The organism is Micromonospora aurantiaca ATCC 27029 (assembly GCF_000145235.1).
Taxonomy (GTDB): domain Bacteria; phylum Actinomycetota; class Actinomycetes; order Mycobacteriales; family Micromonosporaceae; genus Micromonospora; species Micromonospora aurantiaca.
In genome coordinates this window covers 6,603,045-6,616,072 of sequence record NC_014391.1, presented here as the reverse complement: position 1 = coordinate 6,616,072, position 13,028 = coordinate 6,603,045, and the positions used below count along the sequence as shown (strand labels likewise).

Annotated in this window: 14 protein-coding genes and 1 tRNA gene; 6 read left to right on the top strand and 9 right to left on the bottom strand. The window is 71.7% G+C overall.

What is annotated here, in order from left to right:
- Positions 1–18: 18 nt before the first annotated feature.
- Positions 19–1,302: an MFS transporter gene (locus MICAU_RS29585; protein WP_013289033.1), complete on the bottom strand. Its 1,284-nt coding sequence runs from the start codon at positions 1,300–1,302 to the stop codon at positions 19–21.
- A gap of 110 nt (positions 1,303–1,412) precedes the next feature.
- Between MICAU_RS29585 and MICAU_RS29580 the strand changes: the two genes are divergently transcribed.
- The gene (locus tag MICAU_RS29580; protein ID WP_244879695.1) at positions 1,413–1,886 is read left to right on the top strand and encodes a hypothetical protein; all 474 of its coding nucleotides are present in this window, start codon (positions 1,413–1,415) and stop codon (positions 1,884–1,886) included.
- A gap of 51 nt (positions 1,887–1,937) precedes the next feature.
- On the opposite strand, the gene MICAU_RS29575 is transcribed toward MICAU_RS29580, so the two are convergent.
- The 4 genes from MICAU_RS29575 to MICAU_RS29560 all read right to left on the bottom strand — a co-directional run bounded on the left by MICAU_RS29575 (position 1,938) and on the right by MICAU_RS29560 (position 4,976).
- Positions 1,938–3,041, bottom strand: a complete 1,104-nt coding sequence (locus MICAU_RS29575; RefSeq protein ID WP_013289031.1) for a calcium:cation antiporter — start codon at positions 3,039–3,041, stop codon at positions 1,938–1,940.
- Between the two features lie 76 nt (positions 3,042–3,117).
- Positions 3,118–3,792 (bottom strand): HAD family hydrolase, encoded by a 675-nt coding sequence (locus MICAU_RS29570; protein WP_013289030.1) that lies wholly within the window; start codon positions 3,790–3,792, stop codon positions 3,118–3,120.
- 82 nt (positions 3,793–3,874) lie between these two features.
- Positions 3,875–3,951 (bottom strand) — tRNA-Pro (locus MICAU_RS29565).
- Between the two features lie 131 nt (positions 3,952–4,082).
- Positions 4,083–4,976, bottom strand: a complete 894-nt coding sequence (locus MICAU_RS29560; protein ID WP_013289029.1) for a metallophosphoesterase — start codon at positions 4,974–4,976, stop codon at positions 4,083–4,085.
- A 25-nt stretch (positions 4,977–5,001) separates the two neighbouring features.
- Between MICAU_RS29560 and MICAU_RS29555 the strand changes: the two genes are divergently transcribed.
- Positions 5,002–5,457 carry a GatB/YqeY domain-containing protein gene (locus tag MICAU_RS29555; protein WP_013289028.1) on the top strand — a complete coding sequence of 152 codons (456 nt, stop codon included), beginning with the start codon at positions 5,002–5,004 and terminating at the stop codon, positions 5,455–5,457.
- 73 nt (positions 5,458–5,530) lie between these two features.
- Here MICAU_RS29555 and MICAU_RS29550 read toward each other — a convergent pair whose 3' ends face one another.
- Positions 5,531–7,975, bottom strand: a complete 2,445-nt coding sequence (locus MICAU_RS29550) for a transglycosylase domain-containing protein (protein ID WP_013289027.1) — start codon at positions 7,973–7,975, stop codon at positions 5,531–5,533.
- A gap of 403 nt (positions 7,976–8,378) precedes the next feature.
- Here MICAU_RS29550 and MICAU_RS29545 point away from each other — a divergent pair, with 403 nt between their 5' ends.
- Positions 8,379–8,699: a WhiB family transcriptional regulator gene (locus MICAU_RS29545; RefSeq protein ID WP_013289026.1), complete on the top strand. Its 321-nt coding sequence runs from the start codon at positions 8,379–8,381 to the stop codon at positions 8,697–8,699.
- Between the two features lie 9 nt (positions 8,700–8,708).
- On the opposite strand, the gene bagB is transcribed toward MICAU_RS29545, so the two are convergent.
- The 3 genes from bagB to MICAU_RS29530 are packed head-to-tail and all read right to left on the bottom strand — an operon-like array spanning position 8,709 to position 11,514.
- Positions 8,709–9,857: an ArsA family ATPase gene (gene bagB / locus MICAU_RS29540; RefSeq protein WP_030273791.1), complete on the bottom strand. Its 1,149-nt coding sequence runs from the start codon at positions 9,855–9,857 to the stop codon at positions 8,709–8,711.
- A gap of 54 nt (positions 9,858–9,911) precedes the next feature.
- Positions 9,912–10,886 (bottom strand): ATPase BagA, encoded by a 975-nt coding sequence (bagA, locus tag MICAU_RS29535; protein WP_013289024.1) that lies wholly within the window; start codon positions 10,884–10,886, stop codon positions 9,912–9,914.
- A gap of 49 nt (positions 10,887–10,935) precedes the next feature.
- Complete coding sequence (locus MICAU_RS29530; RefSeq protein WP_013289023.1) at positions 10,936–11,514, bottom strand: Rv0361 family membrane protein; 579 nt, start codon at positions 11,512–11,514, stop codon at positions 10,936–10,938.
- Positions 11,515–11,849: 335 nt separating this feature from the next.
- Here MICAU_RS29530 and MICAU_RS29525 point away from each other — a divergent pair, with 335 nt between their 5' ends.
- The 3 genes from MICAU_RS29525 (at position 11,850) to MICAU_RS29520 (ending at position 12,975) form a co-directional block, all read left to right on the top strand.
- Positions 11,850–12,290 (top strand): hypothetical protein, encoded by a 441-nt coding sequence (locus MICAU_RS29525; RefSeq protein ID WP_013289022.1) that lies wholly within the window; start codon positions 11,850–11,852, stop codon positions 12,288–12,290.
- A 62-nt stretch (positions 12,291–12,352) separates the two neighbouring features.
- A complete protein-coding gene (gene sp36, locus MICAU_RS32305; RefSeq protein ID WP_013289021.1) occupies positions 12,353–12,508 on the top strand; it encodes a Sp36 family protein in 156 nt (51 codons plus the stop codon).
- A gap of 5 nt (positions 12,509–12,513) precedes the next feature.
- Entirely contained in the window at positions 12,514–12,975 is a 462-nt protein-coding gene (locus MICAU_RS29520; RefSeq protein ID WP_013289020.1) for a RidA family protein, read from the top strand.
- Positions 12,976–13,028 lie beyond the last annotated feature (53 nt).

The window sequence follows — 13,028 nt, the reverse complement described above, 5'->3', positions numbered from 1 at the left end:
TCCGGGGCCCGTTCTGTGTCAGGCCACGCCGGCCGGCTGCTTGGCCGGGGCGGGGGCCAGGCGGCCGTCCTGCGCGGCGGTGAGCAGCGGACGCAGCGACAGCGCGAGCACCGAGGCGGCCAGGCAGCCGCCCACCACGACCGCCACCCACACCCGGCCGTGCGCCGCGCCGATCAGCGGCCCGGCGGTGACCGGACCGACCACGCCGCTGATCCCGAAGATCATCGAGCTCATCGCGTTGTACCGGCCGCGCAGCTCGTCGGTGGCCAGCGCGTTTGTGAGCGCGGGCATGACCGGCGACAGCATCGTCTCGCCGAACCCGAAGATCGCCGAACAGGCCACCACGCCGAGCGCCGCGAGCACCGCGTTGCCGCTGCCCACCACACCCGCGGCGCCGAGCACCAGCCACGCGCCGGCGAAGACCGCGCCGACGGTGGCGAGTGCCCGGGTACGGCTGCGCCCCTCCAACCGCCGGATCACCAGCAGCTGCGAGAGCACGATCATCACGGTGTTCGCGGCGAGCGCCCACGCCACCACCCGGGGCGTCACCTCGACCACCCGGACCGAGTACGCCGCGAAGCCCACCTCGATCTGCGCGTACCCGCAGGTGGTGAGCACCAGGCCGAAGACGACCAGGCGGCGGAACGGCCGGTCCCGCAGCACCGTGAGGTAGCCGCCGCTCCTCCGGTCGTCGGCCTTCGCGCCCGTGGCCAGGATCGGCCGGTGCCCCACGTTCGGCAGCGTGAGCAGGATCAGTGCCGGCGTCAGGTAGCTCACCGCGTCCAGCAGGTAGATCACCTCGAAGGTGATCGGACGGGCCACGTCGACCACCGCGCCGGAGATCAGACCGCCGGTGCCGATGCCCAGGTTGAGCAGCGCGAAGTTGAGCCCGAAGACGCGCTGCCGCTCGCCGTCACCGGTCAGCGAGGCGAGGATCGTGTTCTGCCCGGCCCAGATCGCCGAACTGCCCACCGCGACGACCGTCATCACGCCGAACGCCGAGGCGGTCGAGTCGACCAGCGCCAGCGAGCCGGTCCCGACCGCCTCGATCACCAGGCAGGGCAACACCACCCGGCGCGCGCCGAACCGGTCGATGAACGTGCCGGCCAGCGGCGACAGAGCGAGCGTGACAGCGCCGAACCAGCCGATCACCAGCCCGGCCCGGGTGTCGGTCAGGCCGCGTACGTCGGTGAGGTAGATGAACAGGAACGGCAGGGTGAGGCCGCGCCCGACAGCGGAGAACAAGGTGCCGAGCAGGATCCGGCGGGCTTCGGGACGGGCGGGCAGGGCGCGGCGCAGCATGGCAGGGATTCTGTTCGGCGGGTACGACTACCGCGACCCGTTTACCCCTTACACACGTGGTCGCCGGGCCGGAAGGTGAGCGATCACACGTGCTCTGCCATGCTGACCCGGTGACCACGACCTGGCGGCACCTGCCCGCACCGGCCCGCGAGATCGCCGAGACGGCCACCGACGCGGTGAGCGCCGCGCAGGCCCGCGACGCCGAGGCGTACGCCCCGGCCGTCGAGCGGCTGGCCGCCGCCGACCGGGCCGGGCTGGTGCTCGGCGGCGTGGTCCGGCTGCTGCTGGAGGAGGGCCACCCGGACGGGCTGGACGGCGACGACGTACGCCAGGTGCTCGAACAGTGCGTCCGTTCGGCGGCGTCCTGGTGGCCCGACGTCGACCCGCACGTGCTGCTGGTGCTGCTGGCCGGCGCGCTCGGCGTCTACGACCCGGGCGACGACGAGAACCCGCCCGCCCCGGCGACGATCGCCCGGCACGCGCCGCTGCTGGTGGCCGACCTGCTGGCGGTCACCGGGCGCCCGTTCGCCGAGTACCTGACCGCCGCGTTCGCCGAGGTGGCGCGCACGGAGATGCACGACTGACGGTTCTTGCCGGCGGCGCTTGCCGGTGCGCGGCCCGGCAGTGGGCCCCGCTTACGGGCTGGCGGCCAGGAAGACGAACGCGGCGAGCAGCACCAGGTGCACCCCGCCCTGGAGCACAGTCGCCCGTCCCGGCACCACGGTGAGCACCGCTGCCACAGCGGTCAGCGCCAGCAGCGTCATCTGGGTGCCGCCCAGGCCCAGCACCAGCGGCCCGTCCAGCCAGATCGAGGCGATCGCGATGGCCGGGATGGTCAGGCCGATGCTGGCCATGGCCGAGCCGAGCGCGAGATTGAGGCTGATCTGTACCCGGTCCCGCCGGGCCGCCCGGGCGGCGGCGAGCGTCTCCGGCAGCAGCACCAGCAGCGCGATGACCACGCCGACGAACGCCTGCGGCAGGTTGGCCGCGCCGACCGCCGTCTCGATCGCCGGGGAGATCGTCTTCGCGTCGCCCACCACCGCGACGAGCGCCACCACCAGCAGGGCCAGGCTGGCCAGCGCGGTACGCGTGGACGGCGGCTCGGCGTGCCCGTCACCGTTCTTGTCCTCGGCGAGGATGCTGCCCTCCTGCGTGACCGGGAGGAAGTAGTCGCGGTGCCGGCCGGTCTGCACCATGACGAACAGCAGGTAGAGCGCCAGCGAGGCGACCGCCGCGAAGGCGAGCTGCGCCGGGGAGAACTCCGGTCCCGGCCGGCTCGTGGTGAACGTCGGCACCACAAGGCTGAGCGTGGCGAGCGTGGCCACAGTGGCGAGCGCCCCGCCGGTGCCCTCCGGATTGAACACCGCGACCTGTCGCCGCAGCGCGCCGAGCAGCAGCGAAAGGCCGAGGATGCCGTTGCAGGTGATCATGATGGCGGCGAAGACGGTGTCCCGCGCCAGCGCCTGCGTCTTGTCCCCGCCGCTGATCATCAGCGTGACGATCAGACCGACTTCGATCACGGTGACCGCCACCGCGAGCACGAGTGACCCGAACGGCTCACCGACCTTGTGCGCGACCACCTCGGCGTGGTGCACAGCCGCCAGTACGGCCGCGGCGAGCAGGGCCGCCACCACGAAGATGAGCGGGCCGGGCAGCTCCCGTCCCCAGGTCATCACGAGCACGAGCACGGCGACCAGGGGCGCGACGGTGGTCCAATCGGTCAGGCGGGATCGGATCATCGGCGACATGCGCACACTTTGCCAGGAGGCAGGGGCAACCGCGCGTGGCGGGGTGGCTTCGGGCAGTTCCGTCGATCTAATCGGCCGAGGCCGGTTGCTCCACGTGGGCGGGCAGGTCACCGAGGTTCGCGATCACCGGTCCGATCCAGCCCGGATCGGTGTCCTGGTGTTCCGTGGTCCGGAGCACCGTCATGCCGGCCGCGGCCGCGCCGGCCAGCTCGCCGTCCGCGCCGTCGCCCACGTACACGCAGTCGGCCGGCGCGACGCCCAGCCGCTCCGCGGCGGTCCGGTAGATAGCCGGGTCCGGCTTGGCCAGCCCGACCTCGCAGGAGAACACCGTGACGTCGAAACGCCGGGCGAGCGTCCCGCCCGGCCACGCCTCGGCCGTCTCGGAGGTGGCGTTGCTGATCAGGGCCAGCCGGTGCCCGCGCTCGCGCAGCGCGTCGAGCACGTCCAGCGTGACGGGCGAGACGCGGCCCAGCACCCGGTGGGCGAGAGTCAGCCGATGCGCGGCGGCCCGGGTCACCTGCTCATCAGTCGGCGAGCCGCCGAGACGCGCGGCGAGGATGCGTACCGTCTCGGCCGCGTTCCACCGGACCAGGCGGTCCCGCCAAGTGGCGTGGTACGCGGAGACGAGCGCCGCCGGATCCACTCCGACGATGAGCGCCATCTCGCCGACCACCCGGTCCCGCTCGTCGTCGGCGCCGTGAACCAGGGTGTGGAAGAGGTCGAAGACCACCGGCCGTGGCATGGCGGGATCCTACTGCGACGGTGACCGGTGCCGGGAAAACGCAGAGGGCACATCCGATCGATCGGATGTGCCCTCTTACCTCTGGTCGGGGTGGCCGGATTCGAACCGACGACCTCTTCGTCCCGAACGAAGCGCGCTACCAAGCTGCGCCACACCCCGAGGCGTGCCGACAAATAGTAGCCCACCCGCCCGCACGGTCAAACTCGGTACCCCCCGCCCCGCGTACCCGGCAGATCTTGGTACGGATGAGCCCTCCGAGGGGCGGCCGCGTACCAAGATCTGCCGGGGGGTCAGCGGGGGATCAAGGTGAGGATGCTGGCCTCTGGGGGACAGGCGAAGCGGATCGGGGCGGTGGGGTGGGTGCCGAGGCCGGCGGAGACGTGCAGCCAGGAGTCCGAGCCGGGCCAGCGGTGCAGCCCCCGCGCCATCGAGCGGGGCAGCCCGCAGTTGGTCACCAGGGCGCCGTACCCGGGCACGCAGACCTGGCCGCCGTGGGTGTGCCCGGCGAGCAGCAGACCGAAGCCGTCGGCGGCCATCCGGTCCAGCACCACGGGCTCGGGGGAGTGGGACAACGCGATCGAAAGCGCCGCGTCGCCACTGACCGGGCCGGCCACGGCGTCGTAGTCGTCCCGTTCGATGTGGGGGTCGTCCACGCCCGCCAGCTCGATCTCCCGCCCGCCGGCCTTGAGCGTGGTGCGGGCGTTGTTCAGGTCCGCCCAGCCGGCGCCGGTGAGGATGTCGCGCAGTTCCTCGTACGGCAGCGGCACGCCCTCGGTGTACTCCCGGTCGGGCAGGAAGTAGGTGAAGGGGTTCTTGAAGACCGGGCCGGTGTAGTCGTTGGAGCCGAAGACGAACGCGCCGGGCAGGTCGAGCAGCGGTTGCAGGGCGCGCAGCACGCCCGGCACCGACGCCGGGTGCGCCATGTTGTCGCCGGTGACCACGACCAGGTCGGGGTCGAGTGCGGCCAGCGAGGCCACCCAGTCCTGCTTGCGTCGCTGGTCGGGCATCATGTGCAGGTCGGAGAGGTGCAGCACCCGCAGCGGTTCGGCGTCGGTCGGGAGCACCGGCACGTCGTACCGGCGGAGGGTGAACATGTTGCGCTCAATGAGCGACGCGTACGCCAGGGTGGCCGCACCGGCGGCGACGGTTCCGGCCGCGAGCCGGAATAGTGTGCGCTTTCGCATGGCGTTCAGGGTAGTTTCACCGTCCATGAGCACGCTGAAGGACCGTCTCACCGCCGACATGCGCGCCGCTCTCAAGGCGCGCGACGAGCTGACCACCTCCACGCTGCGGATGGCCCTGGCCGCCGTGGGCAACGCCGAGGTCGCCGGCCGGGAAAAGCGCGAGCTCAGCGACGACGAGGTGCTCGCCGTGCTGACCAAGGAGGCCAAGAAGCGCCGCGAGGCGGCGTTGGCGTTCGCCGACGCCGGGCGCGCCGAGCAGGCCGGCAAGGAGACCGCCGAGGGTGAGGTGCTGGAGCGCTACCTGCCCAAGCAGCTCTCCGACGACGAGCTGGCCGAGCTGGTCTCGGGGGCGCTCGCCGCGGGCGGCTTCACCGGCAAGGCGCAGATGGGCCCGGCCATGAAGGCGGCCCAGGGCGCGGTGGCCGGCCGGGCCGAGGGTGGTCGGGTCGCCGCCGAGGTACGCCGCCAGCTCGGTCTCTGACCCCGGCGCTCCGGTAGCGCGGAAACGACGACGGCCACCTCCCGAGGGAGGTGGCCGTCGCTGTTGTCGGCTGTCAGTTCGGCGGTCGTCCCGGTCGGCCGCCGTTACCCGGTCCGCCCGGGCCACCCGGCCGGCCCGGTGTGGCGGTGTCGCCCTGCTCCGGGGTGCCCTGGCCGGAGCTGACCTCGATCATCACCACGCCACCCTTGATGGTGCGGCCGTCGGGGCTGGTGCCGGCGGCGGTGCCGGCCGGGCACTCCGACGGCACCTTGTTGCTGGAGACCACCGGCTCGAAGCCGGCACCCTTCAGCCGGGACTTCGCGGTCTCGATGGACTCGCACTTCACGCCCGGGATGGAGCGCTGGTCACCCAGGACGATCTTGCCGCTGGGCGGCGTGAAGTTCTTCCGCTCCTTGCCCTTCATGGCGTCGCGCAGCGTCTGGTAGACAGCCGGGTTGATGCCCTGGGGCGTCTCGTCGTGGCCCATCTTCTGGTTGGTCTGCGGCCAGTCCGGGTCGGCCATGATGCCGGCCACCGCGTACTGCTTGGTCATCGCGACCAGCGCCGAGGTGCGGTCGGAGTCGGTGGTGCCGGACTTGCCGGCCACCGGCGCGTTGACGATGTTGCGGACGTTGCCGGCGGTGGCGGGGCCGCACTTCGTGGTGGAGGAGCGGTCACCGACCGGGCAGCGCGCGGCATCCACGGCGGCGCGGGCCACCTCGGTGCTGACCCGCTGCTCGCAGCGGGGGTTGGCGACGTCCAGCTTCTCGCCGTCCGGGCCACGGATCTCCTGCACCGGGATCGGCTCGCAGTACTTGCCGTCGGCGGCGAGCGTCGCGTACGCGTTCGCCAGCTCCAGCGGAGTGGTCTGGGAGACGCCGAGGCTGAACGCGCCCCACTGGTGCGGGTTGGCGGCGAGCTGCGCGTCGCTCGACGAGCGGAACGTGATGCCGAGCTTCTGCGCGGCCTTCACCACGTTCTCCGCGCCGACCCGCTGCTGGAGGTCGATGAAGAACGTGTTGACCGAGAAGCCGAAGCCGCTCCACATGTTGTGCATGCCGGCCATCGCGGGGTTGGCGTTCTTCGGGCAGTACTTGCTGGTGCCCGGGCAGGCGGCGGGCGAGTTGAACTCGACCGGGTAGTCGGACTTGAACACCGGCTGCGCGTTGATGGGGTAGCTGAGCGGGTAGCCCTTCTCCAGCGCGGCCACCAGCGTGAAGATCTTGAAGGTCGAGCCGGCCTGGTAGCCGGCGATGCCGGGACCGCCGGTGACCAGCGGGTTCACCGTGTTGGGGTAGTTGCCCCGGATCTTCTTCTTGGCCTTCTTCGGGTCACTGGAGATCTTGTTCTGCGGGTCGGCCGGGTCGTCGAGCTTGAAGTTCCGGTTCACCGCCACGGCGCGCACCCGGCCGGTGCCGGGTTCGACGGCGGCCACCATGCGGGCCGCCTTGCTGCTCTCGCCGAGCTTGTTGCGGACGGCCTTGTCGGCGCCCTTCTGGGCCTGGACGTCCAGGGTGGAGACGATGGTGTAGCCGCCGCTCTTGAGCCGCCGCTCACGGTCGTACGAGGTGGCGCCGAACGTCTCCTGCTGGAGCCACCAGCGGTAGAGGTAGTCGCAGAAGAAGCCCCACGAGCGGGTGGTGGTCTGGGTGCAGCCGTTCGGGGTGCGCTTGCCCTTGACCTGGAGCTTGATCTTCTTGGCGGCGTCCGCCTCCTGCTGGGTGACCGCGCCGATCTGCACCATGTTGTCGATGACGTAGTCGCGCCGGCCGACCGCCTCCGGGTAGCCCGCCTTGGTGGTCGGGTCGAACGCGGTGGGTGCCTTCACCATGCCGGCGAGCATCGCCGACTCCTGGATGTCGAGCTTGCTCGGCGGTTTGTTGAAGTAGACCTGGCTGGCCGCCCAGATGCCGTACGCGCCGTTGCCGAACGCGGCGATGTTCAGGTAGCGCTCCAGGATCTCGTCCTTGGAGAGCTCCTTGTCGACCTGGAGCGCCAGGCTCATCTCGCGCAGCTTGCGGCCGCTGGTGTCCTCGGTCGCGGCGACCACGTCGGCCGGGTGGGTGGCCGAGTAGGAGATGGCCAGCCGGACGTACTGCATGGTGAGCGTCGAGGCGCCCTGCCGGGAGGAGCCGGAGGCCTGGTTGTTGACGAAGGCCCGCGCCACACCGTTGATGTCCACGCCGTTGTGCTTGTAGAAGTCGTGGTCCTCGGCCGCGATGATGGCCTTCTGCATGTACGGCGAGATGTCCTTGAGCTTGACGTCCTTGCGGTTCTCGTCGTACATCGTGGCCAGCACGGTCTTGCCGTCGGACGCGAGCAGCCGGGTGATCTGGGGCGCCCGGGCGACTGTCAGCTCCTTGGGCAACGCATCGAACGTCTCCGCCCCCGCCTTGGCGGCCAGTCCGGACATCGCCGCCACGGGGAAGGCCGCCGCGGCGACCACCACTCCGGCCAAGAGGCCGCAGATCAGCAGCGATGCGGCGTTGGTCAGCACGTTGTGGTCACGTTTCCGCATCCAGGTCACCTCGACAGGGTACGCGAGTAGGGAACGGCGGGCGCGCGGGGAACTTTCCCCATTTCCTGCACGCGCCGGCCTCGTTGTGCTAAACGCACGAGCCCTGGTCCGGGGTTGCGTGAGATCCGGCGGAAGTCTCTCCGAAGTCCGGGAGTGGCGCAGCGTTTTCACGTACTCGGGCGGGGTAGTCGCGGGGCGAAAGCCCGGGAAGCCGGGAGTGTCCGGAATGATGGATTTCGCCGACAACGTTGCGTAATCGGGCGACTACACAGCATGATGGTGGCGGCGACCGCAGCCATGAGTCGTTCGTGCCGCCCTGGGGAGGCCGGCGCGAACGACCGGGGGGATGTACGAGGGCTGCTCGCGCGAAGTCGGTAGGTACTGCAAGGGGGGACGTGTACAGATGGGCATGATCACTGACTGGCCGTCACTGGCGGCATGTCAGAACGGAGACCCGGACGCGTTGTTCGTACAGGGCGCCGAACAGAACGTGGCGAAGAGGATCTGCCGGAGCTGCCCAGTTCGGTACGAGTGCCTGGCCGACGCGCTCGACAACCGGATCGAGTTCGGCGTGTGGGGTGGCATGACCGAGCGCGAGCGCCGGGCGTTGCTGCGCCGTCACCCGCAGGTCACCAGCTGGCGCAAGATGTTCGAGGCGGCCATGAAGAAGAACGCCAAGGAGAAGGCCGGCAAGGACAAGATCCTGGTCACCACGGCCAACTGACCGGACCGGTCAGCTCCGGCTGATCGCCTCGCCGATCGTCCGCAGCCCGTCGACGTCGTGCACGTCGGCGGGCTGCGCCGTCACCGACACCGCCGGCACCGCCGGGAACGCCTCGGTGAACCGGGCCGCCACCTGCTCCTCGCGTACCGCCTGCTGGGCCAGCGCGGCGTGCGCGCGCAACACCTCGACGGTGCCCTCGTGCCCACCCACGCCGGCCAGCCGCTCCGCGGCGGCCAGGCTCTCCGCGGCGGACAGGTCCGACGCCGGCCGGTGCACCCGGTTGAGCACCAGCCCGGCCAGCGGCATCCGCTCGGAGCGCAGGCGGCCGGCGAAGTAGGCGGCCTCCCGGACCGCGTCCGGCTCCGGCGCCGCGACCAGCAGGAACGCCGTCTCCCGGGCCTGGAGGATCCGGTACGTCTGCTCGGCGCGCTGCCGGAACCCGCCGAACATCGAGTCGAGGGCGGCCACGAAGCCGGACAGGTCGGTGAGCAGTTGGGCGCCGATCACCTTCTGCACCACCTTGGAGAACATCCCGAAGCTCGCCGTGACCAGGCTGAACATGCTCCGCCCGCCGCTGCGCGCGGGGGCCAGCAGCAGGCGCAGCATCCGGCCGTCGAGGAACCGGGACAGCCGGGCCGGCGCGTCCAGGAAGTCGAGCGCGGAGCGCGACGGCGGCGTGTCCACCACGATCAGGTCCCACTCGCCCCGGGCGTGCAACTGGCCCAGCTTCTCCATCGCCATGTATTCCTGCGTGCCGGCGAAGGTGGAACTCATGGCCTGGTAGAAGGGGTTGGCGAAGATCTCCGCGGCCTTCGCCGGGTCGGTGTGCTGAAGCACCACGTCGTCGAACGTGCGCTTCATGTCGAGCATCATGGCGTGCAGTTCGCCGCCGCTGGCCTCGACGTCGATGCCCTTGACCTGCCGGGGTGTGTTGTCCAGCTCGGTCAGGCCGAGCGACTGGGCCAGCCGGCGGGCCGGGTCGATGGTGAGCACCACCGTCCGCCGGCCGTGCCGCTCGGCCGCCCGCAACGCCAGCGCCGCCGCCGTGGTCGTCTTGCCCACGCCGCCCGCGCCGCAGCAGACCACGATCCGTACGCCGTCGTCGGCGAGGATCTGGTCGACGTCAAGCGGAGGCGCCGCGTCTTCGGAAGGCACCAATCGAGCGTATCGGTCCCGAGGGGCACTCTGCTCCGTGCCGGCCGCAGGTGTGAGTCAATCCGCCCGGACGAGGGCCTCGGCGAGCGTCTCCAGCCCGGCCCGGTCGACCCCCTCGGGCAGCAGCGGCAACTCGACCAGGGGCAGGCCGAGGTCCACCAGGTCACCCCGGAGGGAGTCCTCCAGCTCTCGGCGTACCTGCTGGTCACGGGCCTCTTCGACGAGCCCGGCCACGGTCGGGCCGTCGGTCGGCAGGCCGGCGGCGGCCAGCCCGCGCTTCAGCTCGGCCGCTGTCACCGCCCGCCCGGCCGGCACCGGCGGGCGGACGCCGTTGACGATCACGCGGCCGACCGGGAAACCGAGCTGGGTCAGCTCCGCCACCGCGTCGAGCGTCTCCTGGACCGGCATCTCCTCCAGCAGCGTGACCACGTGCACAGCGGTCATCGGCGACCGGAGCAGCGCGGAGACGCCCTCGCTCTGGGTCTTGATCGGGCCGACCTTCGCGAGCCGGGCGGTCTCCGCCGTCACGTTCAGGAAGCGGCCGATCCGCCCGGTCGGGGGCGCGTCCAGCACCACCGCGTCGTACGTCCGGCGCGACCCGCTGGTCCGGGTGGTCGCCTCCTTGACCTTGCCGGTGAGCAGCACGTCGCGCAGGCCCGGCGCGATCGTGGTGGCGAAGTCGATCGCGCCGAGCTTGCGCAGCGCCCGGCCGGCGGCGCCGAGCTTGTAGAACATGTCCAGGTATTCGAGGAGCGCCTCCTCGGCGTCCACCGCCAGCGCCCGCACCTCACCGCCGCCGGGCGCGTCGGCGAGGTGCCGTTCCTCGTACGGCAGCGGGTCGGTGCCGAAGAGCTGGGCGATGCCCTGCCGGCCCTCCACCTCGACCAGCAGGGTGCGCCGGCCCCCGGCGGCCAGGCCGAGGGCCAGCGCGGCGGCCACGCTCGTCTTTCCTGTGCCGCCCTTGCCGGTCACCACGTGCAGGCGGGCCGGCCATCTGCCGGCGGGCTCGGCCGGCTGCTCACTCGCTGCCACCCGTCGAGCCTAACCAGCCGTTGGGACCAGCTCTGTCCGGCCGGTGGGATCAGCCGACCTCGCAGACCCACCAACCCGTCTTCCGCACCACTGTGAAACGCAGCGCCTGCTCGGCGACCTTCTCGTCGGCGGTGGTCATGGTCACCCGGGCGGAGACGGTGGCCCGGTCCCCGGTCTGGTTGTCGACGGTCGGGGTGGGCCAGCGGAACCGGGGGTTCTGGTACTGCGCGACGTACTTCTGGACCTCGGCGACCTTGGTGGTGATCTTCTCGTCGTCGCGGGCCGCGGAGCAGACGAACGCCGCAGCCTTCTCGGCGTCGCGCTCCTGGTAGACGGCCTTGAGGAAGCCGTCCACCGCGACCTGCGGCTCCTTCGCGCCCTGGCCGTCCTCGCTGTTGCGCAGCGCGAGGAACGCGGCAGTGCCCCCACCGCCGCAGAGCAGGACCGCGGCGGCCAGCACCAGCGAGACGATCAGCACCGCCGGTCGCTTGCGCGGCTGGGGTTCGGACGGGTACGCCGGCGGGCCGGCCGGGGGTGCGGATCCCGGCGGCGCGCCGCCGGTGGGCGGCGGTTGCGGATTCGGGTCGCCGGGCGTGCCGGTGTCGCCACCGACGGGCGGTTGGGTCATCTGTCTCCCCCGGGTTGCGGCTCCCGTCGCCGCCCCAGGCGACGGGCACGGGTCGAGGTGTGCGGGCGCGCGTCGGCGCGCGTCCAGTCCGGAAGGGTATCGGTCGGCGGGGCGCTTGCCAGCCCCGCGTACGCGCCCCGCCGGACGGAGACGGCTACCGCGTTCCCGACCAGCCTTGTGTCGCAAATGTGACTGGACGTGACGAGGCGTGCGCGTCCCGTTGCCGGGACTTGTCGCAGGATCTACGTTCGTCCCCGACGCGGAGAGCCGGGCCGGGGACGGCTCCGAGCCGGATTGCGGTGTTGGTGAACAGGTACGACGCCCGGAGGCGAAGGATGCGCGACGCGGAGAACAGTCCTCGGGGCCAGTTCCCCGGTGACCGGGCCGGACGGCCGGGTGAGGCCGAGGGACCGGGCGCGCCGTTCAACGAGCGCTCCTACGGCCCTCCGGCCGACGTGGTCCGGACGCTTCCCCGTTCCGGCGGGAGGGGGCGGGACGAGGACGAGCCCGGCTACGTCATCCACCTCCAGGTCCGGGTGCCCGACCTGGCGGCGGCCACCGCGCTCGCCGGCACCGTGGCCACCTCGCTGGGCTTCCTGATGGAGCTGGACGCGGGCGAGACCACCGTCTCCACCGCTGACGACCAGAACAACAGGCACCGGGTCTTCTGCGACCTGCTGCTGCCCGACCGCAGCCGGTGCCCGCAGCGCTTCGAGCACGAGGGCCCGTGCGGCGAGCCGCCGGCGGCGCCGGAGCCGCGTCCCGCGTCCTGGTGACCGCGGCGGACCGTAGGCTGTGCCTGACCGAAGTCCAAGTCAGGCAAGGGAGCCCTCCTCCGATGCAGAAGTGGGAATACGCCACGGTGCCGCTGCTGGTCCACGCGACCAAGCAGATCCTCGACAACTGGGGCGAGGACGGCTGGGAACTGGTCTCCGTGGTCCCCGGCCCGAACCCGGAGCAGCTCGTCGCGTACCTGAAGCGTCCGAAGGGCTGACCTCGATGAGCAACGGACCCCAGGCGAAGCTCGCCGAGCTCGGCCTCGAACTGCCCGAGGTGGTGCCGCCGGTGGCCAGCTACGTACCGGCCGTCCAGTCCGGGCAGCACGTCTACGTGTCCGGCCAGCTGCCGATGGCCGAGGGCAAGCTGCTCGCCACCGGGAAGGTCGGCAACGGCGTCTCGGCCGAGCAGGCGAAGGACCTGGCGCAGCGGTGCGCGCTCAACGCGCTCGCCGCGATCGACGCGCTGGTCGGGCTGGAGAACGTGGTCAAGGTGGTGAAGCTGACCGGCTTCGTGGCCAGCGCACCCGGCTTCACCGGCCAGCCCGGCGTGATCAACGGCGCCTCCGACCTGTTCGGCGCCGTGTTCGGCGAGGCCGGCCGCCACGCCCGCAGCGCGGTAGGCGTGGCCGAACTCCCCCTCGACGCCCCGGTAGAGGTAGAGGTCATCGTCGAGGTCGCGTGACCGTGCCCTCTCGCCCGCCGTGAGAGCCCGCGATCTTGCGGTTGCGGCCCCGG